Below are 23,373 nucleotides of genomic sequence, written 5' to 3' on the forward strand. Positions count from 1 at the left end.
CTTATTCGGCTCCCTCGGCGCTGGGTGCTACCTGTTGCTGATGGCCTTGCAGGCGCGCATCGCGCTCGGCATCAACCCACCAGGTAAACAGGCCCAGGCTGTATTTTGGCGATTTGGCCGGGTGGCCGAACTTGTCCCAGTAGGCAACGCGATAGACGTTGGTGTACCAGTTGGGCACCACCAGGTGCAGTGAGCGCAGGGCCCTATCCAGTGCGCGGGTGTGGGTGACCAGACTGTCGCGTGAGTCCGCCTGAATCAGACCTTCGACCAGGGCATCGATTGCCGGGTCGCGCAGCCCCATGAGGTTGCGGCTGCCCGGGTTGTCGGCGCTGGAGCTGTGCCAATACTCGCGCTGCTCGTTACCGGGAGAGTTGGACTGGCCAAAGCTGGTGACCACCATGTCGAAGTCGCGCGAGCGCAGGCGGTTGATGTATTGAGACACGTCTACCCGGCGCAGCTCCAGGTTGATGCCCAGCGATGCCAGGTTGCGCTTGAAGGGCAGCAGGACGCGCTCGAAATCAGCCTGCACCAGCAGAAACTCGAAGCTCAGTTGCTCACCTTCGGCGTTGACCAGCTTGTCGTCAACGATCTGCCAGCCAGCCTCCTGCAGCAGTGCATAGGCTTGACGGCGCTGTTCGCGCACGGTGCCGCTGCCATCGGTGGTGGGTGGCGTCCAGGCTGCGCCAAAGGCGGCTTCGGGTAGTTGCCCGCGCAGCGGCTCCAGCAGTGCCAACTCTTCTTCATCGGGCGTGCCGCGCGCAGCCAATTCCGAGTTGTCGAAGTAGCTGGTGGTGCGGGTGTAGGCACCGTGAAACAGCTTGGCGTTGGACCATTCAAAGTCGAATAGCAGGGCAATCGCCTGACGTACTCTGGCATCGGCAAAGTAGGCTTTGCGCAGGTTGAAGACAAAGCCTTGCATACCCTGGGTGTTGTGATTGGGGATTTCTTCTTTGATGATGCGCCCGTCGCTCAGGGCCGGGCTGGTGTAGCCGGTCGCCCAGTTCTTGGCGGCCACTTCCTCGTTCAGGTCAATCTGTCCGGCCTTGAAGGCTTCGAGAATCACGCTGGTGTCGCGGTAGTAGTCGGTCACCACCTTGTCGAAGTTGTAGAAACCACGTTGCACGGGCAGGTCCGCGGCCCAGTAGTCGTTGACGCGCTCGAAGGTCACGCTGCGTCCGGGGCGTACCTGGGTGATGCGGTAGGGGCCGCTGCCCAGCGGCGGCTCCAGGGAGCCTTTGCTGAAGTCGCGCTCGGCCCAGTAGTGCTTGGGCAGTACCGGCAGTTGCCCCAGCACCAGCGGCAGCTCGCGGTTGCCGCTGTGCTTGAAGTGAAAGGTGACGGTATGTTCATCGTCGGCGACCACCTGATCTACATCGCTGTAGTAGGCGCGGTAGAAGGGGGCGCCTTGTTCAACCAGGGCGTTGAAGGTGAATACCACATCGTCGGCAGTAATGCCGACGCCATCGTGAAAGCGAGCTTCTGGTCGCAGGTAATAGCGCACCCAGCTGTTGTCCTCGGCCTTTTCGATGCTCTTGGCCACCAGGCCGTACTCGGTAAAGGGCTCGTCCAGCGCGTGGAAGGTCAGGGTGTCGTAGATCAGACCAAGGTTTTCGGCGGCGGTGCCCCGGCTGATGTAGCCATTGAAGGAGTCAAAGCTGCCGAAACCGGACAGTCGCAGAGTGCCGCCCCTGGGGGCGTCCGGGTTGACGTAATCGAAGTGGGTGAAGTCTGCGCCATACTTGGGCGCCTCATCATAGAGCGTGACGGCGTGTTGTGGTGCGGCCTGCAACGCGCCGCTAGCGCATATCAGCAGAGCCAGGCTACAGGTTTTCAACGAGAGTCGCATTCAGGTCCCTTGTTCTTCTATTGTTGCGCCGGCGCTTGCCACCAACTGCGAATCGACAGCGAGTAGGGTGCAATCTCCGGCGTGCGGAGCCAGCTGCGGTAGGCGATGCGGTGGTAATCGACATACCAGTTCGGAATCGTATAGTGGTGCCACAGCAAAACCCTGTCGAGGGCCCGTGCAGCCGCTACCTGCTCGCTGCGGCTGCTGGCCGCCCGAAGCTGTTCGACCAGACTGTCCACGACCGGGTTGTTGATACCCGCGTAATTGCGGCTGCCTTTGACGTTGCGCTGGCTGGAGTGAAAGTAGCTGAACTGCTCCAGACCAGGTGAAAGCCCTTGTGGCAGGGTGGTCAGAATCATGTCGTAGTCAAACTGGTCCAGTCGTGCCTTGTATTGCGCCCGGTCCACGGTACGAATCTGCATATCGATGCCCAAACGCGCCAGATTTGCCCGGTAGGGCTGCAGGATACGTTCCAGACTGGGGTTGACCAGCAGCATTTCAAACCGCAAATCCTGGCCCTGATCGTTCTGCAGGCGCCCCTGGCGCAGCCTCCAGCCGGCTTCGGCAAACAGCTCCACCGCTTCACGCAGGGTATCGCGCGGAATGCCGCGCCCGTCGGTCACGGGTAGACTGAATGGCTGCAGGAAGAGTTCCGAGGGCAGTTGCTCGCGAAAGGGTGACAGGTACAGGAACTCCTGCCCGGCAGGCAGGCCTGTCGCGCTGAACGGGCTATTGGGATAGTAGCTTTGCGAGCGCCGGTAGGCATCGTAGAACAGCACCCGGTTGGACCACTCAAAGTCGAATAGCATGCCCAGTGCCTTGCGCAGCGGCAGGCTGTCGAACGGGGTGCGACGGGTATTGAAGAACATCGCCTGGGTAGGGCTGGGTATCTCGTGGGGTACCGCGCGCTTGATTACGTCGCCGCTGGCCACCGCCGGAAAGGCGTAGGCGTTGGCCCAGTTGGCCGCTTTGCGGTCGATGTAAATATCGAATTCGCCGGCCTTGAAGGCTTCAAAGGCGACGCTGTTGTCGCGGTAAAACTCCACTTCCATGCGGTCCAGGTTGTACTTGCCTCGGTTGATAGGCAGGTCGCGGCCCCAGTAATCCTCCACCCGCTGAAAACTGATGCGCCGGCCGGGGTCCACGCTGCTGACCCGATAGGGGCCGCTGTTGAGGCCGGCCTGGAACGTGGTGGTGGCAAAGTCTCGGCCCTGCCAGTAGTGCGCCGGCAGCACCGGCAGTTCGCCCAGACGCAGGATCAGCATTGAATTGCCGGGGCGGCTGAAGATAAAGCGAATGCGGCGCTCGCCCAGGATGTCGATGCGACTGACGTCTTGCAGCACCGAGCGGTAGTTGGGGTGACCCTGCTCTTTGAGCAGGCGGTAGGAAAAGGCCACGTCGTCGGCGGTAATCGGCTCGCCGTCGTGGAAACGCGCCTCGGGCCGCAAATTGAACACCACCCAGCTGCGGTTGTCGGCAAACTCCAGGCTTTCGGCGATCAGGCCGTAGGCCGAATAAGGCTCGTCAGCAGAGGGGTCATAGATACCGCTGCCCACCATCAACGGCTCGTTCAACTCGCTGATGCCAAACTGCGCAAAGTCGCCGGTGTTGATCGGGCTGGTGCCTTTGAGGGTGTAGGGGTTGAGGGTGTCAAAGGTGCCGTTACCCATAACGCGCAGCGTGCCGCCCTTGGGCGCGTCCGGGTTGACGTAATCCAGATGCTCGAAGTTGGCAGGGTATTTGGGCTGGCCGTAAAGCGAGTAGCCGTGCTGATGGTAGAGCGTGGCCCAGCTGGACGGGGCGGTGATCAGTAGTAGCGCCAGACATAGCGTTCGAGACAGCAAGGGCATGACATTCCGCACGATAGAGTGGCCGGTGACTGACGACACTGCTCTGGCTGCACCTCGAGTGACAGCTGGTGTCGGCGCGCCGTCAGCGATGTTGCCAACGCTACCATTGTGCGGCGCCGGGCGGAAGCCCGGCGCGGTGCCCTGTGGCGCTAATCTGTGCCGGCCTAGCGGACGAACAGCGTCAGTTGCTGGCCTGGCTGCAGGTAGCGACCAAGCTGGTTCCAGTCACGGATCTTGTCTACATCAACATTGAAGCGCTGGGCGATGGTGTAGAGCGAGTCGCCTGAGCGCACCGTGTAGGCCACGCGGCGGGTGTCGCTACCGCCAGTTGAGGCGGCGGCCTGCAGAATCAGGGTGTCGCCTACGGTCAGACCGTTGCTGGCCAGGTTGTTGTCGCGCTTGATGCGGTTGACGGTGGTGCCGTGGGCGCGGGCGATGGTCCAGAGGTTATCGCCTGAGCGAATACGATAGCGCAATGGCTCAGCGCTGCTGGCCAGCGCGCTGGCGGCGGCGTTGGTGGCCGGTGCGCTGCCGCCGAGCTCTGGCAGCATCAGGGTTTGGCCAACGCGCAACAGGTTGCCGTTGATATTGTTGATGTCGCGAATCACGCTGACGCTGAGTTGGTGACGGCGAGCGATTTGCGACAGGGTGTCGCCGCGGCGCACGCTGTAGTGCTGGTAATTGACTCGCTCATCAGCCGGCAGGCTGGCCAGCGCTGTGGTGAACTGCTCAACGTGATCGACCGGGATCAGCAACTGATATTCACCGTTGGGGGCGGTGACGCGTTGGTTGAACGCCGGGTTGAGGCTCAGCAGCTCGTCGGTCGATAGCTCGGCGAGCTCGGCAATCTTGTGCAGGTCGATCTGCTGGTCGATGGCCACCCCGGCAAAGTAGGGCTCGTTGGCCAGACTGGGTAGTACGGTGCCGTAGGCGGTGGGGCTGTCGACAATCTGTGCCAGCGCCAGCAGTTTGGGCACGTAATTCATGGTTTCGCGCGGCAGCTGCAGATTCCAGTAGTCGGTCGGCAGACCGAGTGCTTCGTTACGTTTTATGGCGCGACCAACGCAGCCTTCGCCGCAGTTGTAAGCCGCCAGCGCCAGCAGCCAGTCGCCATCAAAGTAGTTATTCAGCAGCGTCAGGTAATCGAGCGCAGCGGTGGTGGAGGCGGTAACGTCACGGCGGCCGTCGTACCACCAGTCCTGGCGCAGGGAGAAGTTGCGGCCGGTTGAAGGAATAAACTGCCAGAGCCCGGCGGCCTGGGCACTGGAAACGGCCTGCGGGTTGTAGGCACTTTCAATAAACGGCAGCAGCGCGAGTTCCAGCGGCATCTGGCGTTCGTCCAGCTGCTCAACGACGTAGTAGAGGTAACGCTGGGCGCGGGCGGAGGTCAGTTCAAAGTAACGGGTCTGGCTGGCAAAGGCGATGCGCTGCTGGTCGATGCGTGGGTTGTCGATAGCGGCTGGGTCGAGGGTGAAACCGGCGCGAATGCGGGCCCAGAGGGTATGGGGCTTGCTAGCTTCAGGAATTGGTGAGCGGACGGAGGGGGCAACAGACGGGGTGCGGAAAGGTGAAGCGCTGACAGGCTCGCTGGGGGTGCTAAGTTGGCCTGTCTGTCGGTAGCCCTGGCTGTCGGTGGTTTGGCAGCCGGCAATCAGCAGCATGGCTCCGAGGGAGGCTGCTGACAGCAACTTGGGCAAGATGGCAGGTACCGAAATATGCATGGACGACCCCAAAAAATGAGGTCGATTCTATGGACCGCTATCTGGAGGGTCAAGGCAGGCAGTAGTTAAAAGCTGTCCTTCCATTTCCGTACGGCAGCGAAGGTCTCTGGACCGGGCGCCAGCGAGCGACCGGCCTGCGCACTGGCGGCCTGCGTCACAGCGTCGCATTCGCTGCGTAAAAAGGGGTTGGTGCGCTTTTCCAGGGCAAGGTCGGTCGGCAGGGTCATGCGGTCGTCAGCGCGCAGCTCTTCGACCACTTCCAGGCGTACGCGGATGTCGTCATTGTCGGGCTCTACCGCTTGCGCAAAACGCAGGTTTGCCAGGGTGTACTCGTGGGTGCAGTAAATGCGGGTGCTGTCCGGCAGCGCAGCCAGGCGCGACAATGACTGGTGCATCTGCTCTGGTGTACCTTCAAACAGGCGGCCGCAACCACCGGCAAACAGGGTGTCGCCGCTGAGCAGCCAGGGGTCTCCGGCGTTGTCGCAGAAGAAGGCGATATGGCCCAAGGTGTGGCCTGGTACAGCAATCACTTCCAGCTCGAGACCAAACAGACTGATCCGTTCCCCATCTTCCAGGGCTCGGTCCCGGCCGGGGATAGTTTCGTGAGCTGGCCCCCAGACCTTGCATTGGGTGCTGGCCTTGAGCGTGTTGATACCGCCAACGTGATCAGGATGGTGGTGGGTCACCAGAATATGGCTAAGGCTGTACTCGGGGTTGCGCCCGAGCCAGACGACGACCGGCCGGGCGTCGCCGGGGTCGACCACCGCGACCTGTTGGCGCTGCTCGTCGAGCAACAGCCAGATATAGTTGTCATTGAATGCCGGTAGCGCGATAAAGGTGGACATGGGCAGGCTAATCCTTAATGTGTTTGCCCACATCTTAACCAAATGCGGTGAGGGGCCAAGCCCCAGGTGGAGAATCCATGGCACGTGGCGAGGCCACTCGTTCAATCAGTCAGGCTGACCTGTTGCGGTTGCTTCAGGAGGCGCGCCATTGGCTTGGCTCGCCGGCCGGCTTGATGCTGCTGGATGCCGAGCGGGCGGTACAGCGCGAGGTGCTGGCGGCCTGCTTCGGTCAGCACATGGTGCAGTACGGGTTGGCCCCGCAGCTGCTGACACCCGAGGTGCGAGTGCTGCGTCACTGCTGGTTGCTGGATATGAACGGCGAGGGCGGCAGCATCGCGTCGGAGGAAGCCCACTGGCCCTTTGCGCCGCAAGCGCTGGACGTTGTGGTGTTGCACCACGGGCTGGATTTCAGCCTGTCGCCACGGGCGCTGTTGCGCGAGGCCAGTCAAGCCGTGCGGGCGGGCGGCCACCTGCTGATTTTTGGCTTCAACCCCTTGAGCACCTGGGGCTGGCAACACTATCTGGGGCGTGACTGGTTTGGTGAGGCCGGCTTTGTCAGTCCGGCGCGCTTGGAGGACTGGCTGGAGTTGCTTGGCTTTGCGGTGGAGAAACGTCTGGATGGGTGTTATCGTCCGCCGCTTGCATCGCCGACCTGGCTGCAGCGCCTGGCTTTCCTTGAATCCTTCGGACAGCGTGGTGGCCTGCCAGGCGGCGGATTTTACTGCCTGCTGGCGCGCCGTCAGATGCTCGGTGCCACACCGCAGCGCGAGCGCGGCCGGGTCTTCCCCACGTTGGTGATGCCGCCTCTGGCCGCCGGTAGCCGACGGGCGCAGAAACGGAATGGTCATGACCCAAGCGATTGAAATTTTTACCGATGGTGCCTGCAAGGGCAACCCTGGGCCGGGTGGCTGGGGCGTGTTGCTGCGATTGGGCGAGCATGAAAAACGCCTGTACGGCGGCGAACTGGAAACCACCAACAACCGCATGGAGCTGCTGGCTGCCATCCGTGGTCTGGAAGCCCTCAAACGCTCTGCGTCGGTGATTCTGACCACGGATTCGCAATACGTCATGAAGGGCGTGCGCGAGTGGATGCCCAACTGGAAAAAGCGTGGCTGGAAAACCGCCAGCAAGCAGCCGGTGAAAAACGTCGATTTGTGGCAGCAACTCGACGCACTGGTCAGCCAGCATGAGGTGGAGTGGCGCTGGGTGCGCGGACATACAGGGCACCGGGAGAATGAACTGGCCGACGAGCTGGCCAACATGGGTGTGCAGTACATCCTCAGTGAACGGAAGGGTTAAAGCATGCGTGAAGTGGTACTGGATACCGAAACAACGGGTATCGAGCACAAGGAAGGGCATCGGATTATCGAGATCGGCTGTGTCGAGGTGATTGGCCGGCGCCTGACCGGGCGGCACTATCACGTCTATATCAACCCCGAGCGAGACATTGATGAAGGTGCCCAGGCGGTGCACGGCATTTCCAGCGAGTTTCTTGCGGACAAGCCGCTTTTCGCCGATATCGCCGATGACTTCATGAACTTCATCACCGGGGCCCGGTTGGTCATCCATAACGCCGCGTTTGACGTTGGCTTTATCGACAGTGAGCTGACCAGGCTCAATCGCGGGCATGGTGTCGTGGCGGAGCACTGTTCGGTGCTGGATACCCTGGCCATGGCGCGGGAAAAACACCCTGGGCAGCGCAACAGCCTGGACGCCCTGTGCAAGCGCTATGGCGTAGATAACTCGCAGCGTGATCTGCACGGCGCCTTGCTCGATGCCGAGATCCTGGCAGACGTCTACCTGACCATGACCGGCGGCCAGACCGCGTTGTCGCTGGCCGCTAACGGCCAAGGCGATGGCGAGGGTGGTAACACCGCCAGCGCCATTCGCCGCATCGACCCGGCGCTACGCCAGCAACTGCAGGTACTGCGCGCCAATGACGTCGAGCTGCAGGCCCACGAGGCGCGCCTGGACGCGCTGGAAAAGGCGGCCGGCTTCGCCTTTTGGCGAGGTGCGCCAGAGCAGCAGGGTTGAGCAGCCGACGCCAGCCTTGTTAGCTGATACAAAAACGCCCCGCTGAGCGGGGCGTTTTGCGTTGGCAGGTTGTCTGTTACAGCCAATACGTCACCGCAAACAACCCCACACCACCCAGCACCAGCGTGTAGGGCAGCGCCATAAACACCATGCGGCCATAGGACAGGCGCACCAGCGGCGCGATAGCTGACGTCAGCAGAAACAGGAAGGCCGCCTGACCGTTGGGGGTTGCCACGCTTGGCAGGTTGGTGCCGGTATTGATGGCAATAGCCAGACGCTCGAATTGCAGCGGGCTGATCTCACCGGCATCCAGCGCTTGCTTGACCTCGCTGATGTAAACGGTAGCGACGAATACGTTGTCGCTGATCATCGACAGCACGCCGTTGGCAATAAAGAACATGCTGGGTTGCTGCTCGGGCGGCAAGGCCAGCACCGCATGGATAACCGGGCTGAACAGGTGCTGCTCGTGGATCACCGCCACGATGGCAAAAAACACTATCAGCAGCGAAGTGAACGGCAGTGCCTCCTGGAACGCTTTGCCAATCTGGTGCTCATCGGTGATGCCGTTGAATGAGGCGATCAGAATGATCACCATCAGGCCAATAAATCCGACCTCGGCCAGGTGTAGCGCCAGACCGATAACCAGCAACACCGCGGCGAGTGCCTGAATCAGCAGCGCTGCACGCTGCGGGCCTCGGCGTTTGGCCTGTTCGGCGGTGGCAAAATCCTCCAGCACTCGGCGTACCGGACGCGGCAGGCGAGCGCCGTAGCCAAACCAGCTGGTCTTCTCCAGCAGCAGGCAGGTCACCAGTCCGCTGGCCAGCACCGGCATGCTGACCGGCGCCATCAACAGGAAGAATTCAACAAAGTCCCAGCCTGCAACGCCCGCTATCAGCAGGTTCTGCGGTTCGCCCACCAGGGTGCAGACGCCACCCAGTGCGGTGCCCACCGCGCCATGCATCAACAGGCTGCGCAGAAAGGCACGAAACTGCTCCAGGTGCTCTCGCTGACGTGGGTCCTCGTCTGGGTCCAGGGTGCCATCGTCCCCGGGTACGGTGGAGGCAACCTTGTGGTAAACGCCGTAGAAGCCCACCGCAACCGTAATGATCACAGCGGTCACCGTCAGCGCATCGAGAAACGCCGACAGCACGGCTGCGACCAGGCAAAACAGCAGCGCCAGCACGGATTTGGAGCGCACACCGAGGATCAGTTTGGTGAAGGTCAGCAGTAGCAGATCCTTCATGAAGTAGATGCCCGCCACCATGAACATCAGCAGCAGTATCACCGGAAAGTTGCCGAGCACCTCCCGGTATAGCGCGTCGGGTGTGGCCATGCCGATCAGCAGGGCCTCCAGCGCCAGCAGGCCGCCGGGCAGCAGGGGGTAGCATTTAAGGGCCATGGCCAGGGTAAAGATAAACTCTACCACCAGCAGCCAGCCGGTCAGGTAGGGGCCAAGCAGCCACATGGCCAGCGGATTGAGCAGCAAGAAGGCGACAATGGTGCGCTTGTACCAACCCGGCGCCTGGCCGAGAAAGTTCTGCGCCAACGCCGGGATAAGGGCATCAGACATGGTTAATATCCTGTATTAAAGGGGAAAGTGCGTTGAGCAGTGCGCTGGGGCCAGCGGGCTGTTCGATGAACTCTCTGTGAGCGGTCGGGAGCTTAGCGCAAATCGAGCGGCGGTGTGGCCCGTCGATGGTGTTGGTCCAGTGCGCTTTTAGTCCCGGTTTGCGCTGAATTATCAGTCCAGCAGATCGCATTTTCAGTATCTTAGGCTGCTTTGCTGAGTTTTTGGTTATGGTGTTTGCCGGTCGGCTTGTTATAGTCACGCTACTACAACCGTCTGACAGTGGGATCTGCGCTGAGTCAATTTCTGCGCGTTTATCAGACGCATTCACAAAAGAAGAAGGTCTAACGATGCCGGAGTTCAAGACGCTGCTGGTTGAGCAGATCGGTAAGGTCGCTCATATCCAGATTAACCGCCCTGAAAAGATCAACGCCATGAATCGCGCGTTTTGGGAAGAGATGATTCAGGCATTTGCCTGGGTAGACGATACCCCAGAGGTGCGATGTGCGGTGATCTCTGGCGCTGGTAAGCATTTCTCTGCCGGTATCGACCTGCAGATGCTGGCAGAAGCCGCCGCAGGCATGAACCCGGACATTGGCCGCAAGGCCGAGACCATTCGCCGCAATGTGCTGCAGCTGCAGCAATCGTTCAATGTGATAGATCGTTGCCGCAAGCCGGTCATTGCTGCCATTCACGGGTATTGCATTGGCGGTGCCATTGACCTGATCTCAGCCTGCGACATGCGTTACAGCACCGAAGATGCGCACTTCTCGATCAAGGAAATCGACATGGGGATGGCTGCTGATGTGGGCACCCTGCAGCGATTGCCGCGCATTATCGGCGATGGCATGATGCGGGAATTGGCCTATACCGGCCGTGCCGTTGACGGTCAGGAAGCTGCGCGCATCGGCCTGGTCAATCGCACCTGGCCGGATTATGAACAGTTGCTGGCCGGCGTGCTGGAATTGGCGCAGCAGATTGCCAGCAAGTCGCCTCTGGCCATACGTGGCACCAAGGAAATGATCCGCTTCAGCCGCGACCACAGCGTCGAAGACGGCCTGAATTACATCGCTACCTGGAATGCGGCGATGCTGCAATCCGATGATCTGAAAGCCGCAGTAATGGCACACATGAGCAAGCAAACGCCAGAGTTTGCCGACTGATCGGCCAAGGCGCAGTGCAGGGATGGTGGGAGACTGATCGCTATGTTAACCGGTACCACGTCGCTTGATCTTGTCAGGGATGAACTCTTCACCAGCATGGCTGAGGTAGAGGATCTACTGCAGCAGTTTCTGGAAGACAGGCAAAATGGCAGTTTGCTGCAGCAGTCGATCGAGGGGCTGCAACAGCTGCGCGGCACCCTGGCGCTGATCGAGCTCAAGGGCGCTGCCGAACTGCTGGATGAAATGACCGCGCTGGCGACCGATATTCCGGTGCACGAAGGTGAAGAGCGCAACGAACCGCTGGCGGCGCTGTGTGATGCCCTGTTTCTGTTGCAGCGCTATCTTGATCAGGCGCGTCAGAATGGCCGTGAGCGGCCAGAGCTGCTGCTGCCGATGATCAACCAGCTGCGCCGTCACCGTGCTGGCGCAGCGCCCCTGCCTGACAGCCATTTCTATCCTTTGCCGGTGGCCGGTCTGCCACTCAAGCTGCGCCCCGGCGTCACCGATGCACCCAACCCGAAAACCTTTGCGCGGCTGCGTCAGATGTATCAGTTGGGTCTGCTGGGTCTGCTGCGTGAGGACGGCTTGTCGGCCTCCGCACCACTGATGCAGCGGGCGCTGATGCGTTTCGAGACGTGTCTGGGCAGCCGCATGGCGACGCTGTGCTGGGTGGCCGGCGCTGCACTGGAATCGCTGGAGCAGTCGGCGCTGGAGCTGACGCCGGCACGCAAGCGCCTGTTTGCCCAGCTGGACCGGGAAATCAAGCGACATGCGGTGTCCGCAGCTGAACCGGTGAACGAACCGCTGCTGCGTGAACTGCTGTATCTGGTGGCCCTGGCGGACTCCAACTGCCTGCGCTGCCAGGAGGTTGTGCGCGCCTATCAGCTACCGGACCCTGGCTACACCGAGATCGAGATTCAGGATGCCTTTAGCCGGCTGCGTGGTCCGGGCATCGACGTCATGCACTCGGTTGCCGAAGCCCTGCGCGAAGAGATCACGGCCATCAAGGATTTGCTGGACCTGCTGGCCCGTAACGCGGGTGACCCTGAGCAGTCGCTTGAAACCCTCAGTGGCAGCCTGGAGCGCCTGTGGAAAACCCTGAACATGCTTGATATTCAGGCCGAATCGGAGGGTATCAAGGCCGCGGCAACCCAGCTGAGTCGCTGGGAGAGTGGTGATATCGCTGCACTGGAGCAGGTGGCTGATGCAGTGCTGCGCGCAGAAACAGCGGTCAACCGTCTGGATGTTGCGGGTGAAGAGGGCGAGTTGGCTGCGGCTGATGGCGTTGGCTACGGTGAGCCGCTGGAGCTGAAAGAGGCTCGTATCGTGCTGATCGAAGAGTCTCAAGCCGGGTTGGCCCTCGCCAAGCGTGCGATTACCGCCTACATGGAGTCCGGCAACGATGCCATGCACCTGCTGAACGTGCCGCCCTCGCTGGAAACCGTGCGCGGCGGTTTGGTGTTCTTGGGAATGACGCGTGCGGCCAATGTGATTCATATGGCCGCCAGTTTTATCCGCGAAACCATGCTCGAGCGTAAACAGGTGCCGCAGGATGCCCAACTGGAAGTGCTGGCAGACGCGCTCACCAGCATTGAATTTTATCTCGAGTCGGCCGAGCGCGCCGCTGTTGCGACTGGTGACGTGCTGGCGCTGGCGGAGGAAAGTCTGGCCGAGCTCGGCTATGCCGTACCGGGGAACCCCTCTGCATGAGATCTTTCCGGCTGTTTGAACCAGCCACCCGTTTGCAAAATACCGCCCACGACGGGGTGGTTGTGGTGTATCACCAAAATCAGTTTGCGATGTTTGAGGGGCGGCTGCTGCTCGACCCTGATCAGGTCATGTACTTTGGCGACACCGCCCATCGCCTGACGCTGGGCCACCTTGATGGTCGCCCGTGTGAGCTGATTCACTTGAGCAGCAGTGTCGACATGCCCGGTCTTAGCTGGCACGGCCTGCGCACGTTGATCGGCCAGGTAGACGACTCGCTATTCCGTCTGCTGGGGCTGGCGCAGCAGCTCGACGCCTGGTATCGCAGTCATCGCTATTGTGGCAGCTGCGGCCAGCCGATGCAGGCGCGCGAAGATGAGCGTGCCATGGAGTGCGAACCCTGCCAGCGCCGTGAGTACCCCAAGCTGGCACCGTGCATCATTGTCTTGATTACCCGTGGCCGGGAGGTTCTGCTGGCCCGGGCACCACACTTTCCGCCCGGATTTTTCAGCACCCTGGCCGGCTTCATCGAGCCGGGTGAGTCGGCAGAGGAATGCTTGCATCGCGAGGTCAAGGAAGAGGTCAATCTTGAGGTCGCGCAGCCGCGTTATTTGGGTAGTCAAAGCTGGCCATTTCCCAACTCGTTGATGCTCGGGTTTCATGCCGAGTACCTGAGTGGCGAGATCGTTCCGCAACCGGGTGAAATTGAGGAAGCGCACTGGTGGTCAGTTGATGACCTGCCGCGCCTGCCACCCAGAGGTACTATCTCGCGCTGGCTGGTGGACTGTTATCTGGCCGAACTGGATGGCACGCCGATGCCTCCGGTTCCCGCCTGAGTTAGGTTAGGAGTCGCTGGTTATGCAATTTTACGGACTGGCCCTGATTGCGGCAGTTGTAGCAGGGTTACTGGTGCTGTTGATCCTGCGCTATGGCTGGCGCCTGCGCTGGCTAGCTGGCTGGCTGCAGGGCAACCTGCTGTTGTTGGGCTTGTTGCTTGCGACAGCGGTTGGCCTGCTGGCCTGGGACCTGCAGTACTTCAAGGTGATCGAGGCGCGCACGGTCGGCACTTTGAGCTTTAGCAAGGTGGGTGAGCAGCAATACGAGGCGGTGCTCACGGGTGCTGGCGAGGAGCAGCGCGTGCGCCTGGCGGGCGATTTGTGGGAGCTGGAGGTGCAGGTGCTGCGTTGGCACGGCCTGGCTAATTTGATTGGCTTGCAGGATGGTTATCGAATGCATCGCCTGCTGGGCCGTTATCTGGCGTTGGAGCAGCAGCGTGATGCCGGTGAGGCGCTGGCAGCTAACTTCAATCACGCGCCGCCCTGGCGTGATATCTGGGATTGGGCTGACCGCCTTGAAGCCCGTGAGCTGGTGCAGGCCGACGCCTTTGAAGTGCGCTTTGTCCCGCTGGTCGATGGCGCACGCTTTGCGCTGGAGATCGGCCCTACCGGGCTAACCCCCGAGCCTCTGAATGCACAGGCGCGCGCAGCAATGAAAGGTTTGTGAGTTGCTGGAAGTCGCCCAATAAGCAAAAAAGGCTGCCCGAGGGCAGCCTTTTTTGTTGTGGAAGATGCTTAGGACAGCATGCCACCGTCCACATTGATGGCTGCGCCGGTGGTGTAGCTGGACGCTTCGCTGACCAGATACAGCACGGTGCCGGCCATTTCAGACGGGTCGGCGGCGCGTGCCAGCGGGATACGCTGCAGAGCGGGCTTGAGGATAGCGTCATTGGTGGTCAGTGCTGAGGCGAACTTGGTGTCGGTCAGACCCGGCAGCAGGGCGTTGCAGCGAATACCGAACTGAGCCGTTTCCTTGGCGAACACCTTGGTCATGTTGATGACTGCCGCTTTGGTGATGGAGTAGATGCCCTGCAGCTGGCCAGGAACGACGCCGTTGACCGAGGCGACGTTCAGGATGTTGCCGCCACCGTGCTTGCGCATCAGCTTGCCGGCTTCGACCGACATGAAGAAGTAGCCGCGGATGTTGACGTCAACGGTCTTCTGGAAGGCGCCGAGGTCAGTATCCAGTACGTTGCCGAAGTAGGGGTTGGCAGCGGCGTTGTTGACCAGGATGTCCAGCTTGCCGAACTGCTCTTCGATGGCAGCGACGGTGGCAACGATCTGATCCATGTCGCCAATGTGGCAGGCTTGGGCAGACGCCTTACCGCCGGCTGCAACGATGGCATCTGCAACCGCCTGGCAGTCTTCGATCTTGCGGCTGGAGATGATGACGTGCGCGCCCTGCTGGGCCAGCAGCTTGGCGATGGCTTCACCGATGCCGCGGCTGGCGCCGGTTACCAGAGCTACTTTGCCGTCGAGGTCGAACAGTTGGGTCTTTTGCATGGCTTGATCCTTGGTCTCGTTCTGGCCCCTTGCAGAGGCGCTGATTGGATGCCGCGCAGCGGCCACAGGGTCGCTGCGGGCGCCAGGCAGGGCGACATGACCGGTTAATCTAAAGCAGGCGGTGGGCAGGAACAAGAAATGTGCCGGACGATTAGACCGGGTGTTGCCGGTCCATTGGCTGAATCAATGGGCCGCCCGCTGCTGAGTACAGCGGGCGGCGTGGGCTATCAGGAGGCGTTCTGGCTGGCGATAAAGGCGCGCCAGCCGCCAAAGCCGGTAATGTCTCGCGCGCCAGCCAGCGCGGCAGGCTCGCAGATAAAACCTTTCACCCAGCGGCCATCGGCCAGCTGCAGATTGCCGATACCCAACGGCGGCGGTATTTCTGCCACAAACTCACCAAAGCGGGCAGTTGGCACATCCCACAGTTCGACGATGATCTGTGCGCCATCCTCGTTGACGCGTGCGAGCCCGGGTTTGGGTGGCACGGTGCCGGGCAGGGCGTAAAGGCGGTAGTCGGCACTGGTCAGGGTCTGCTCAACCAGGCACGCGTTTCGGCTGGTGAGTTGGACGTTGAGTGGCATGCCGGTCAGGTGCGCGCCTACCACCGCAACACGTACCGAGCCTGGGGCCGGCTGGTTGTTGCCGGAAGGGGGCGGGCAGGGGCGATCCGTGGCGCCAAGGGGCAGGGCCTGGCTGTGCTGCCAGCGCTTACCCAGACTGGTCAGAGCGTAGTCATGCCAGGCCGGTGCGATCAGGGTCACGCCGGCCGGTAAGCCGTCGGCCCGAAATCCCGCGGGTAGTGCCAGAGCACTCAGGTCGGCCAGATTGGTGAAATTGGTGTAGGTGCCAAACTGGCTGTTGTAGAGAACCGGCTCATCCTGCATTTCGCTGATACGACGAATGGTCGGTGAGGTGGGCACCAGTAGGGCATCAAAGTCGGCCAGCAGCAGGTTGATGCGGCGCGATAGCTCAGCCCTGGTGTATTCCGCGCGGTAAGCGTCGCAGGCGCTGTACTGAGCGCCACCGGCGGTAATGCCACGGACCACCGGGTCCATATCCTCCGGGTTGACGCCCTCAACGGCCACCGTGCGCTCGGCGACCCAGGAGCCCTGGTAGAGTTGCGCTGCCAATTCGGCAAAGGGCGTAAAGTCGATCTCACACAGCTCGGCGCCCATGGCGCGCCACTGCTGCAGCGCCGCCTCGTAGGCCGCCTGCATCTGTTGGTCGCCGTGGAACTCGGGGTTGCTGACGATGGCCAGGCGCGGGGTTTGCGTGATACCCACTGGTGCGCTGCCGGGGTTGCTGCGGCTGTAAGGGTCGGCAGCATCAAAGCCGCCGGCAATGCCCGCTACCTGCTCCGCGTCTTCCACGGTCAGCGCGAAGACGGAAATGCAATCCAGCGTGCGGCAGGCAGGGAGCAACCCCTGGTTCGACAGCCAGCCACGGGTGGGCTTGAGGCCAACGATGTTGTTGAAGCCGGCGGGTACCCGGCCGGAGCCGGCGGTGTCGGTGCCCAGGGCGAAGGGTACGAGACCACGTGCAACCACGCTGGCAGAGCCGGAACTGGAGCCACCGCTGACGTAATCAGGGTTGAAGCTGTTGGCGACGGCGCCATAGGGCGAGCGGGTGCCAACCAATCCGGTGGCAAACTGATCCAGGTTGGTCTTGCCGATCAGAACGGCGCCAGCGGCGCGCAGGCGGGCGACGACGGTGGCGTCAGCATCGACCTCATGGGCAAACGCCGGGCAGGCGGCGGTAGTTTGCCAGCCGGCTGCGTCGATATTGTCCTTGATGGCAAAAGGAATGCCATACAGGGGGAGTGCCGTCAGGTCACCTTCTGCGTCGGCCAGCTGCGCTGCCAGTGCTTCCAGCTGACTGTCCAGTTGCTCGGCGCTGGCAAGGGTAATCCAGGCATTGTCTGCGTCGCTAAGCTGAGCACGCAGTGCAGGCAGCAGGCTATCGGGGGTGACGTCTGGTTGTTGGTAGGCTTGTTGCCATTGGCTGAGGGTGAAGCCGGTGGTGTCGTTGCTCATGGTGTTGGATACCGTCTTGGATACAAGATGGTATTAGCTAAAGCAAGTCGCATGCCTTTATATGGTTGTTCAATAAAATCAGGTTGTTATGTCTGATTTTTGGAGAGAGGGGAAGGAAGGAGAGTATTGCGTGCGCGGTTTTTGGGCGCGCAGGTCGGCAGGCTGCCTGATTACGGTGCAGGCGGAGCGCCTGGCGGCGCTCCGTCTGGCTAACTGACTCAGGCCGGGAACAGTTCGCCCAGCTTGAGGGCCAGCATCATATCGCCTTCAGCGCGCAGCTTGCCGCTCATAAAGGCTTGCATGCCATCGGTTTCGCCGGTCATGACGCCAACCAGGGTTTCCTTGTCCATGATCAGGGTTACGTTCGGATCGGCGGCTTCGCCCTGGGCCAGTGCGCAGGTGCCGTCCTTGACGGTAACGTTGAAGTTTTCGTCGTCGGTGATGTTGAACTGGAATACCAGATCCAGACCGGCTGCAGCGGCTGAGTTGAACTTGGATTCCATTTGGCTGGTGATTTCTGCAACGGTAGTCATCGGTCGTTCCTATGCTGATTAAGGTGACGGTGCGGGATGCGCCGTCGCGGTTACCTGTAGCTGATCCATTCCGGGCGCTGGTGGATGTCCAGATGAGCCTGGCCATTGAAGGCCGCCAGGCTCAGTTTGTCTGCCCGGTACTGCAGTCTGCTGACAGAGGTATTCACGATTTGCCAGTTCAGCTCAAAGGCGCTGGTGGCTGGCATTTGCGTGATCAGTTGCACGGCGGCAGTGATAGTGCCGCCTGAGGCAAAGATGGCGATATTCTGGCCGCTGCCGTTGTTGGCAGCCATCACGCGCTGCAGGCCGCCTGCGACCTGGTCGACGTAGCTTTGCCAGCTGGGGCACGCCTGCGGCGGGTTGTCGTCGGTGATCCACAGGGTCACAGCCAGACTGAAAATGCGCTGAAATTCCTTACGGTACTGCCCAGCGTTGGCCAGGTAGTAGTCGGTATCGGCGATCTGTTCGCGGACTCGCGGCAGGTAGGCGGCCATGACCTGATCTGAGTGGTATTCGTTAAATGCCGAGTCGATTTGAATCTCTGTTTCGGGCTGACGCATACCTGCCAGACAGTGCCGTGCGGTATCGATCTGACGACGAAGGTCGCCGGCATAGCAGGCATTGAGGCGCAGGCCACTGCGGTGCAGGAACTCCCCACACAGCTGGGACTGGCGCACTCCGAGCGGCGACAGTTCGTCATAGTTGGCAGCGCCAAGTGACGCCTGCCCATGTCTGATCAGGTAGATACTGCCCACAATCTGCCGTCCGGTTACCTGTTGTGCACTGAGGTTAGGCTTGAGCCGTTGGGGCTGTCAACAGAAAATCATACGAGCGTTTGAATTTTGCGCGCAGAGCCAGCGCCTACGCCGCATTCCTTACTGTATGCTTGGTCGTCAACGCGGTAGATATGGAAACTGGAGAGTGCTGTGGAATGGTTTGATCAGTATGTCTTTTTCTTGGCCAAGGCACTGACGGTGCTGTTGGTGGTCGCGGTGTTGCTGGTACTGATTGCTGCCAGCAAGGGGCGTGGCCGGCGGGCCGAGGGCAGTTTGCAGGTGACGCGCCTGAACGATCGTTTCCAGCGCATGCAGGACCAGTTGAGCGATCTGGTACTCAGTAAGCAGGCTCGCAAGGCGCAGCTCAAGGCTCGCAAACAACAGGTAAAAACGCGCAGCAAGGACGCACAGGCCGATGAACAGGGCAGGGTGTATGTGCTCAACTTTCACGGCGATATCAAGGCCAGTGCGCTGGACAACCTGCGCCATGAGGTCAGTGCCCTGCTGGAATTGGCCCGTCCGCAGGATGAGGTGCTGGTACGGCTGGAAAGCGGTGGTGGCATGGTGCACGCCTACGGTCTGGCGGCCTCGCAGCTGGTCAGGGTGCGTGACGCGGGGATTCCGTTGACCATTTCGGTGGACAAAGTGGCCGCCAGCGGCGGCTATATGATGGCCTGCATTGCCGACCGGGTGCTGGCTGCGCCCTTTGCGATGCTGGGGTCGATCGGCGTGGTGGCTCAATTGCCGAACGTGCATCGATTGCTGAAAAAACACGACATCGATTTTGAAATGCTGACGGCTGGCGAGTACAAGCGCACATTAACTATCTTTGGCGAGAACAGTGACAAGGGGCGGGAGAAGTTTCAGGAAGACCTGGAAAACATCCATCGCCTGTTCAAGGACTTTGTGGCCCGCTATCGGCCGAGTCTCGACATCGAGGCGGTTGCCACCGGTGAAGTCTGGTTTGGCAGCGAGGCACTGCAGCGTGGCTTGGCCGACGAGATCAAGACCAGCGACCAGTACCTGTGCGAGCGGGTTCGGCAGGCGGAGGTTTTTGAAGTGCACTTCGAGCAGCGCAAACGGCTGCAAGACCGCCTCTCCGGTGGCCTTGCACAGGCCGCAGACAAGGTTCTGCTGACCTGGGCGTCGCGTTTTAACAATCAACGATTCTGGTAGGGGTGAGTATGTCTGAATTCAAAGCGTTGGTGGTTTCTGAGCAGGATGGACGCTACGCAGGCGCTGTGCAGCGGCGGCACGTGGATGACCTGCCAGCGGGCGACGTGCTGATTCGCGTGCGTTACTCCTCGCTTAACTACAAGGATGGCCTGTCTGCCAGTGGCAACAAGGGCGTTACCCGCAACTACCCGCACACCCCGGGCATTGACGCGGCGGGTGTGGTTGAAGCCAGCTCGGTACCTGAACTGGTCGCCGGAGATGAGGTGATTGTGACCGGCTACGACCTGGGTATGGGCACCGCGGGAGGCTTTGGCCAGTACATTCGAGTGCCGGCGGGCTGGGTTATCAAGCGGCCTGAGGGGCTGTCGCTGCGTGACAGCATGGTACTGGGGACTGCCGGCCTGACGGCGGCCCTGTGTATCGACAAGCTGGAGCAGGCTGGTCTCACTCCGGGTCAAGGTCCGGTACTGGTGACCGGTGCGACTGGGGGCGTGGGCAGTATTGCTGTGGCGATGCTCTCCAGTCTGGGTTATGAGGTGGCCGCCGCCACCGGTAAGACGCAGCAGGCGGACATGCTCAAGCGTCTGGGTGCCAGCCAGATTGTTGACCGTACCACGCTGGAAAGCGGCAAGGACAAGATGCTGCTCAAGGAGCAGTGGGCCGGTGCGGTGGATACCGTGGGCGGCGACATCCTGTTCAACGTGGTCAAGTCGCTGCGCTATGGTGCCAGTGTGGCTACCTGCGGGATGACCGCCGGTGGCGGCTTTGCGGCCAGTGTATTTCCGTTCATTCTGCGCAACGTCAACCTGCTGGGTGTGGACTCGGTCGAGTTGCCGCTGGTGGTCAAGGCGTCGATGTGGGATCGGTTGTCGCTACAGTGGAAGACTGACCTGCACAATCTGGAGCGGGAAGTTTCTCTGGAGGAGCTGCCCGAAGAGATCGAGCGCATTCTGGCCGGTAAGATGACCGGGCGTGTGGTGGTCAATCTGGGTTAGTCAGCTGACTGTTTCATGCAGGCAAAAAAACCGGGGCAGAGCCCCGGTTTTTTTATGCGTCTCAGGCGCGGCGGCGGAACAGCGGCAGGGGCTGGTCAGTCGCGGCCTGATAGGTGTTGGAGAAGTCTTTCAGGCTCTCCAGCGCCTCGTCGGCGTTGCGGTCGGCGCGCAGGTCAAAGGCATCAAAGCCGCAGCGCTGCATGAAGAACAGCTGGTCACGCAGTACGTCGCCAATGGCGCGGACTTCACCCTGGTACTGGTAGCGATCACGCAGCAGGCGGGCGTTGGAGTAGTTGCGGCCGTCGCTGAAGACCGGGAAGTTCAGCGCGACGACCTGAAACTGGCTCAGGTCGTCGGCGATGCTTTCCACTTCTTCATCGCTGTCCAGCCACACACCCAGACCGCCGTCGCGGGCTTTCAGGGCATGGCTGTGTTCCAGCCACAGGGCCAGCGGCACAATGATGCTGTCGCTGTTGGGCAGACCATCGAGCGTGGCGTCCTTGTCGAGCAGGTGCCAGCTGTCGTTGACGACTTCGCCGTTCTTAATTAGCCGCTGCATACACGCGCTCCTTGAAAGGTGCCATGCCGATACGCTTGAAGGTATCGAGGAACTGTTCTTCGGGGGTGCGGTTCTCGATGTAGACATCGATTACCTTGGTCATCACGCTGGGCATGTCTTCAGCCGAGAAGGACGGGCCGAGGATCTGACCAATGCTGGCATCGCGACCGCTGTTGCCGCCAATCGAGACCTGATAGAACTCCTGGCCCTTCTTGTCGACCCCCAGCACGCCGATATGGCCAACGTGGTGGTGACCGCAGGCGTTCATGCAGCCGGAGATGTTCAGGTCCAGATCACCGATGTCGTGCAGATAGTCCAGATCATCAAAGGTGCGCTGGATGGCTTCGGCAATCGGAATCGACTTGGCGTTGGCCAGGGCGCAGAAGTCACCGCCAGGGCAGCAGATGATGTCGGTCAGCAGGCCAATGTTCGGTGTTGCGAAGCCGTGCTTGCGGCAGGCTTGCCACAGCGCGTACAGGTCGCTCTGACGCACGTCGGCCAGCACCAGATTCTGCTGGTGGGTAACGCGCAGTTCGCCAAAGCTGAACTGGTCGGCCAGATCGGCAATGGCCTCGAGCTGCTTGTCGTCAGCATCGCCCGGGGCAACGGCTGTTGGCTTGAGCGACAGGGTAACCGCGGCATAGCCAGGCACCTTGTGCGCGTGCACGTTACGCATAGCCCAGTTGTTGAAGCCTTTTTCGGCCTCTCGCTTGGCCAGGTAGTCGGCGTCGTCACCGCTGAACGGCTGGTAAGCCGGGGCGGAGAAATGGCCGGCGACACGATCCAGCTCTTGCTGGGTCAGGGTGGCCGGGCCGTCCTTGGTATGTGCCCATTCGGCAGCAACTTTCTCGGCAAACACCTCAGGTGTGAGTGCCTTGACCAGAATCTTGATGCGCGCCTTGTACTTGTTGTCACGACGGCCATAGCGGTTGTACACACGCAGAATGGCGTCGAGGTAGGTCAACAGGTGCTGCCACGGCAGGAACTCGCAGATCTGCGAGCCGACAATCGGGGTACGGCCCAGGCCGCCACCAACCAGCACGCGGAAGCCGATCTCGCCGGCTTCATTGCGTACTACGTTAAGACCGATGTCGTGTACACCGATAGCGGCACGGTCCGCCACGGCGCCGTTGACGGCGATCTTGAACTTGCGCGGCAGGAAGGCAAATTCCGGGTGGAAGGTGGACCACTGGCGGATGATCTCGCACCAGGGACGCGGATCAACCAGCTCGTCGGCGGCGACGCCGGCAAACTGATCGGTGGTGGTGTTGCGGATGCAGTTGCCGCTGGTCTGAATGGCGTGCATCTGGACTTCGGCCAGGTGGGCCAGAATGTCCGGCACATCTTCCAGGGCGGGCCAGTTGAACTGCACGTTCTGACGGGTACTGAAGTGCACGTAGCCCTTGTCGTACTGACGGGCAATCAGGGCCAGCTTGCGTACCTGTCTGGCAGAAATCAGGCCGTAGGGGATGGCAACGCGCAACATCGGCGCGTAGCGCTGTACATACAGGCCGTTCTGCAGGCGCAGCGGCAGAAATTCGCTCTCGCTCAGCTCGCCGGCGAGAAAGCGGCGGGTCTGATCGCGGAACTGCTTTACGCGGTCCTCGACGATCTGCTGATCATATTCGTCGTAGATATACATACAGAAACCTGTTCATGGGGCACTGCTGGCCCCTTCTTTAGTCATGACCCTTCAGGCTTGGGCGGGCAGACAATAGCAGTTTTTGAATATGCACAAAAGGAATGTTTATCTATATGTTTAGATCGATTTTGTACATAAAAAGCGGCCTTGAGAGGCTGATTGGAATGGTCTTAACTGGTACCTGATATGACGGCAATAACCATAACAACAAGATAGAGGGCCTTGATATGACCGACCACAATCTGCAGGACAGCAGCGCCGGTGACTCCTCTCTGGATGCCCTGGCCGCGGTTGCGCTGATTCTAATCGTGGTGGTGGCGGCTGTTTTCTGGGTCAGTGGCCAGTAGGCCGCTGTCAGCCAGCTGCTGTGTGCAGCACCAGTTTCACCACGCCCAGTACGCAGAGTACAAATAGCAGGGTAAAACCTATGCCAGCAATAATGAAGTGACTGGGCTTGCCCTGGCTGAAGTCGCGTTCGCGTGCGCGGTTGCTTTGCACGCCTAGCGCGGCAGCCAGCACGCTGGAGAGAGTGTCGCGCAGGCGCATCGGCTTGTCGTGCGGCTTTTGTTGATCTGAGTCGGTCATGG

The 23,373-nt window shown here is 60.9% G+C and carries 21 protein-coding genes; 9 read left to right on the forward strand and 12 right to left on the reverse strand.

Translation table 11 applies throughout. The annotated features are described in order from the left end of the window. Position 1 precedes the first annotated feature (1 nt). The 4 genes from HV822_RS15850 to gloB all read right to left on the reverse strand — a co-directional run bounded on the left by HV822_RS15850 (position 2) and on the right by gloB (position 6,262). Positions 2–1,846, reverse strand: a complete 1,845-nt coding sequence (locus tag HV822_RS15850) for an extracellular solute-binding protein (RefSeq protein WP_238871164.1) — start codon at positions 1,844–1,846, stop codon at positions 2–4. A 17-nt stretch (positions 1,847–1,863) separates the two neighbouring features. Then, positions 1,864–3,687: an extracellular solute-binding protein gene (locus HV822_RS15855; protein WP_396265169.1), complete on the reverse strand. Its 1,824-nt coding sequence runs from the start codon at positions 3,685–3,687 to the stop codon at positions 1,864–1,866. A gap of 173 nt (positions 3,688–3,860) precedes the next feature. Next, positions 3,861–5,417 carry a LysM peptidoglycan-binding domain-containing protein gene (locus HV822_RS15860; protein WP_238871168.1) on the reverse strand — a complete coding sequence of 519 codons (1,557 nt, stop codon included), beginning with the start codon at positions 5,415–5,417 and terminating at the stop codon, positions 3,861–3,863. 65 nt (positions 5,418–5,482) lie between these two features. Beyond that, positions 5,483–6,262 (reverse strand): hydroxyacylglutathione hydrolase, encoded by a 780-nt coding sequence (gloB, locus tag HV822_RS15865; protein WP_238871169.1) that lies wholly within the window; start codon positions 6,260–6,262, stop codon positions 5,483–5,485. Between the two features lie 77 nt (positions 6,263–6,339). On the opposite strand from gloB, the gene HV822_RS15870 reads away from it, so the two are divergent. Genes HV822_RS15870 through dnaQ form a run of 3 tightly spaced genes read left to right on the forward strand, consistent with a single transcriptional unit; the run spans position 6,340 to position 8,296 of the window. Beyond that, entirely contained in the window at positions 6,340–7,125 is a 786-nt protein-coding gene (locus HV822_RS15870; protein ID WP_238871171.1) for a class I SAM-dependent methyltransferase, read from the forward strand. After that, on the forward strand, positions 7,109–7,561 hold the full coding sequence (gene rnhA / locus HV822_RS15875) for a ribonuclease HI (protein ID WP_238871173.1): 453 nt from the start codon (positions 7,109–7,111) through the stop codon (positions 7,559–7,561). The genes HV822_RS15870 and rnhA overlap by 17 nt, the downstream gene beginning before the upstream one ends. 3 nt (positions 7,562–7,564) lie before the next feature. Next, positions 7,565–8,296: a DNA polymerase III subunit epsilon gene (gene dnaQ, locus HV822_RS15880; protein ID WP_238871175.1), complete on the forward strand. Its 732-nt coding sequence runs from the start codon at positions 7,565–7,567 to the stop codon at positions 8,294–8,296. 76 nt (positions 8,297–8,372) lie between these two features. Here dnaQ and nhaB read toward each other — a convergent pair whose 3' ends face one another. Next, positions 8,373–9,866 carry a sodium/proton antiporter NhaB gene (gene nhaB / locus HV822_RS15885; protein WP_238871177.1) on the reverse strand — a complete coding sequence of 498 codons (1,494 nt, stop codon included), beginning with the start codon at positions 9,864–9,866 and terminating at the stop codon, positions 8,373–8,375. A 347-nt stretch (positions 9,867–10,213) separates the two neighbouring features. Here nhaB and HV822_RS15890 point away from each other — a divergent pair, with 347 nt between their 5' ends. The 4 genes from HV822_RS15890 to HV822_RS15905 all read left to right on the forward strand — a co-directional run bounded on the left by HV822_RS15890 (position 10,214) and on the right by HV822_RS15905 (position 14,236). Continuing rightward, positions 10,214–11,026: a crotonase/enoyl-CoA hydratase family protein gene (locus HV822_RS15890; protein WP_238871179.1), complete on the forward strand. Its 813-nt coding sequence runs from the start codon at positions 10,214–10,216 to the stop codon at positions 11,024–11,026. A 96-nt stretch (positions 11,027–11,122) separates the two neighbouring features. Further along, on the forward strand, positions 11,123–12,736 hold the full coding sequence (locus HV822_RS15895; protein WP_238871180.1) for a ferrous iron transporter B: 1,614 nt from the start codon (positions 11,123–11,125) through the stop codon (positions 12,734–12,736). Beyond that, a complete protein-coding gene (nudC, locus tag HV822_RS15900) occupies positions 12,733–13,569 on the forward strand; it encodes an NAD(+) diphosphatase (RefSeq protein ID WP_238871182.1) in 837 nt (278 codons plus the stop codon). Before HV822_RS15895 ends, nudC begins: the two co-directional genes overlap by 4 nt. A gap of 22 nt (positions 13,570–13,591) precedes the next feature. Continuing rightward, positions 13,592–14,236, forward strand: a complete 645-nt coding sequence (locus HV822_RS15905; RefSeq protein WP_238871184.1) for a hypothetical protein — start codon at positions 13,592–13,594, stop codon at positions 14,234–14,236. 68 nt (positions 14,237–14,304) lie between these two features. Here the strand turns inward: HV822_RS15905 and HV822_RS15910 are convergent, their stop codons facing one another. The 4 genes from HV822_RS15910 to HV822_RS15925 all read right to left on the reverse strand — a co-directional run bounded on the left by HV822_RS15910 (position 14,305) and on the right by HV822_RS15925 (position 18,393). Beyond that, positions 14,305–15,072 carry an SDR family oxidoreductase gene (locus HV822_RS15910; protein WP_238871186.1) on the reverse strand — a complete coding sequence of 256 codons (768 nt, stop codon included), beginning with the start codon at positions 15,070–15,072 and terminating at the stop codon, positions 14,305–14,307. Between the two features lie 227 nt (positions 15,073–15,299). Further along, positions 15,300–17,105: an allophanate hydrolase gene (gene atzF / locus HV822_RS15915; protein ID WP_238871188.1), complete on the reverse strand. Its 1,806-nt coding sequence runs from the start codon at positions 17,103–17,105 to the stop codon at positions 15,300–15,302. A gap of 218 nt (positions 17,106–17,323) precedes the next feature. After that, positions 17,324–17,638, reverse strand: coding sequence for an SCP2 sterol-binding domain-containing protein (locus HV822_RS15920; protein WP_238871190.1), 315 nt, complete (start codon positions 17,636–17,638; stop codon positions 17,324–17,326). 50 nt (positions 17,639–17,688) lie between these two features. Then, the gene (locus HV822_RS15925) at positions 17,689–18,393 is read right to left on the reverse strand and encodes a histidine phosphatase family protein (RefSeq protein WP_238871191.1); all 705 of its coding nucleotides are present in this window, start codon (positions 18,391–18,393) and stop codon (positions 17,689–17,691) included. A gap of 171 nt (positions 18,394–18,564) precedes the next feature. Between HV822_RS15925 and sohB the strand changes: the two genes are divergently transcribed. Next, a complete protein-coding gene (gene sohB, locus HV822_RS15930) occupies positions 18,565–19,590 on the forward strand; it encodes a protease SohB (protein WP_238871193.1) in 1,026 nt (341 codons plus the stop codon). 8 nt (positions 19,591–19,598) lie between these two features. Continuing rightward, entirely contained in the window at positions 19,599–20,585 is a 987-nt protein-coding gene (locus tag HV822_RS15935; RefSeq protein ID WP_238871194.1) for a YhdH/YhfP family quinone oxidoreductase, read from the forward strand. 61 nt (positions 20,586–20,646) lie between these two features. Here the strand turns inward: HV822_RS15935 and HV822_RS15940 are convergent, their stop codons facing one another. The 3 genes from HV822_RS15940 to HV822_RS15950 form a co-directional block, all read right to left on the reverse strand. Further along, entirely contained in the window at positions 20,647–21,144 is a 498-nt protein-coding gene (locus tag HV822_RS15940; protein ID WP_238871195.1) for a DUF934 domain-containing protein, read from the reverse strand. Continuing rightward, the gene (locus HV822_RS15945) at positions 21,128–22,786 is read right to left on the reverse strand and encodes a nitrite/sulfite reductase (protein WP_238871197.1); all 1,659 of its coding nucleotides are present in this window, start codon (positions 22,784–22,786) and stop codon (positions 21,128–21,130) included. Before HV822_RS15945 ends, HV822_RS15940 begins: the two co-directional genes overlap by 17 nt. A gap of 354 nt (positions 22,787–23,140) precedes the next feature. Next, positions 23,141–23,371, reverse strand: coding sequence for a DUF2970 domain-containing protein (locus HV822_RS15950; protein ID WP_238871199.1), 231 nt, complete (start codon positions 23,369–23,371; stop codon positions 23,141–23,143). Positions 23,372–23,373: the final 2 nt, after the last annotated feature.

The organism is Halopseudomonas maritima (assembly GCF_021545785.1).
Taxonomy (GTDB): Bacteria; Pseudomonadota; Gammaproteobacteria; order Pseudomonadales; family Pseudomonadaceae; genus Halopseudomonas; species Halopseudomonas maritima.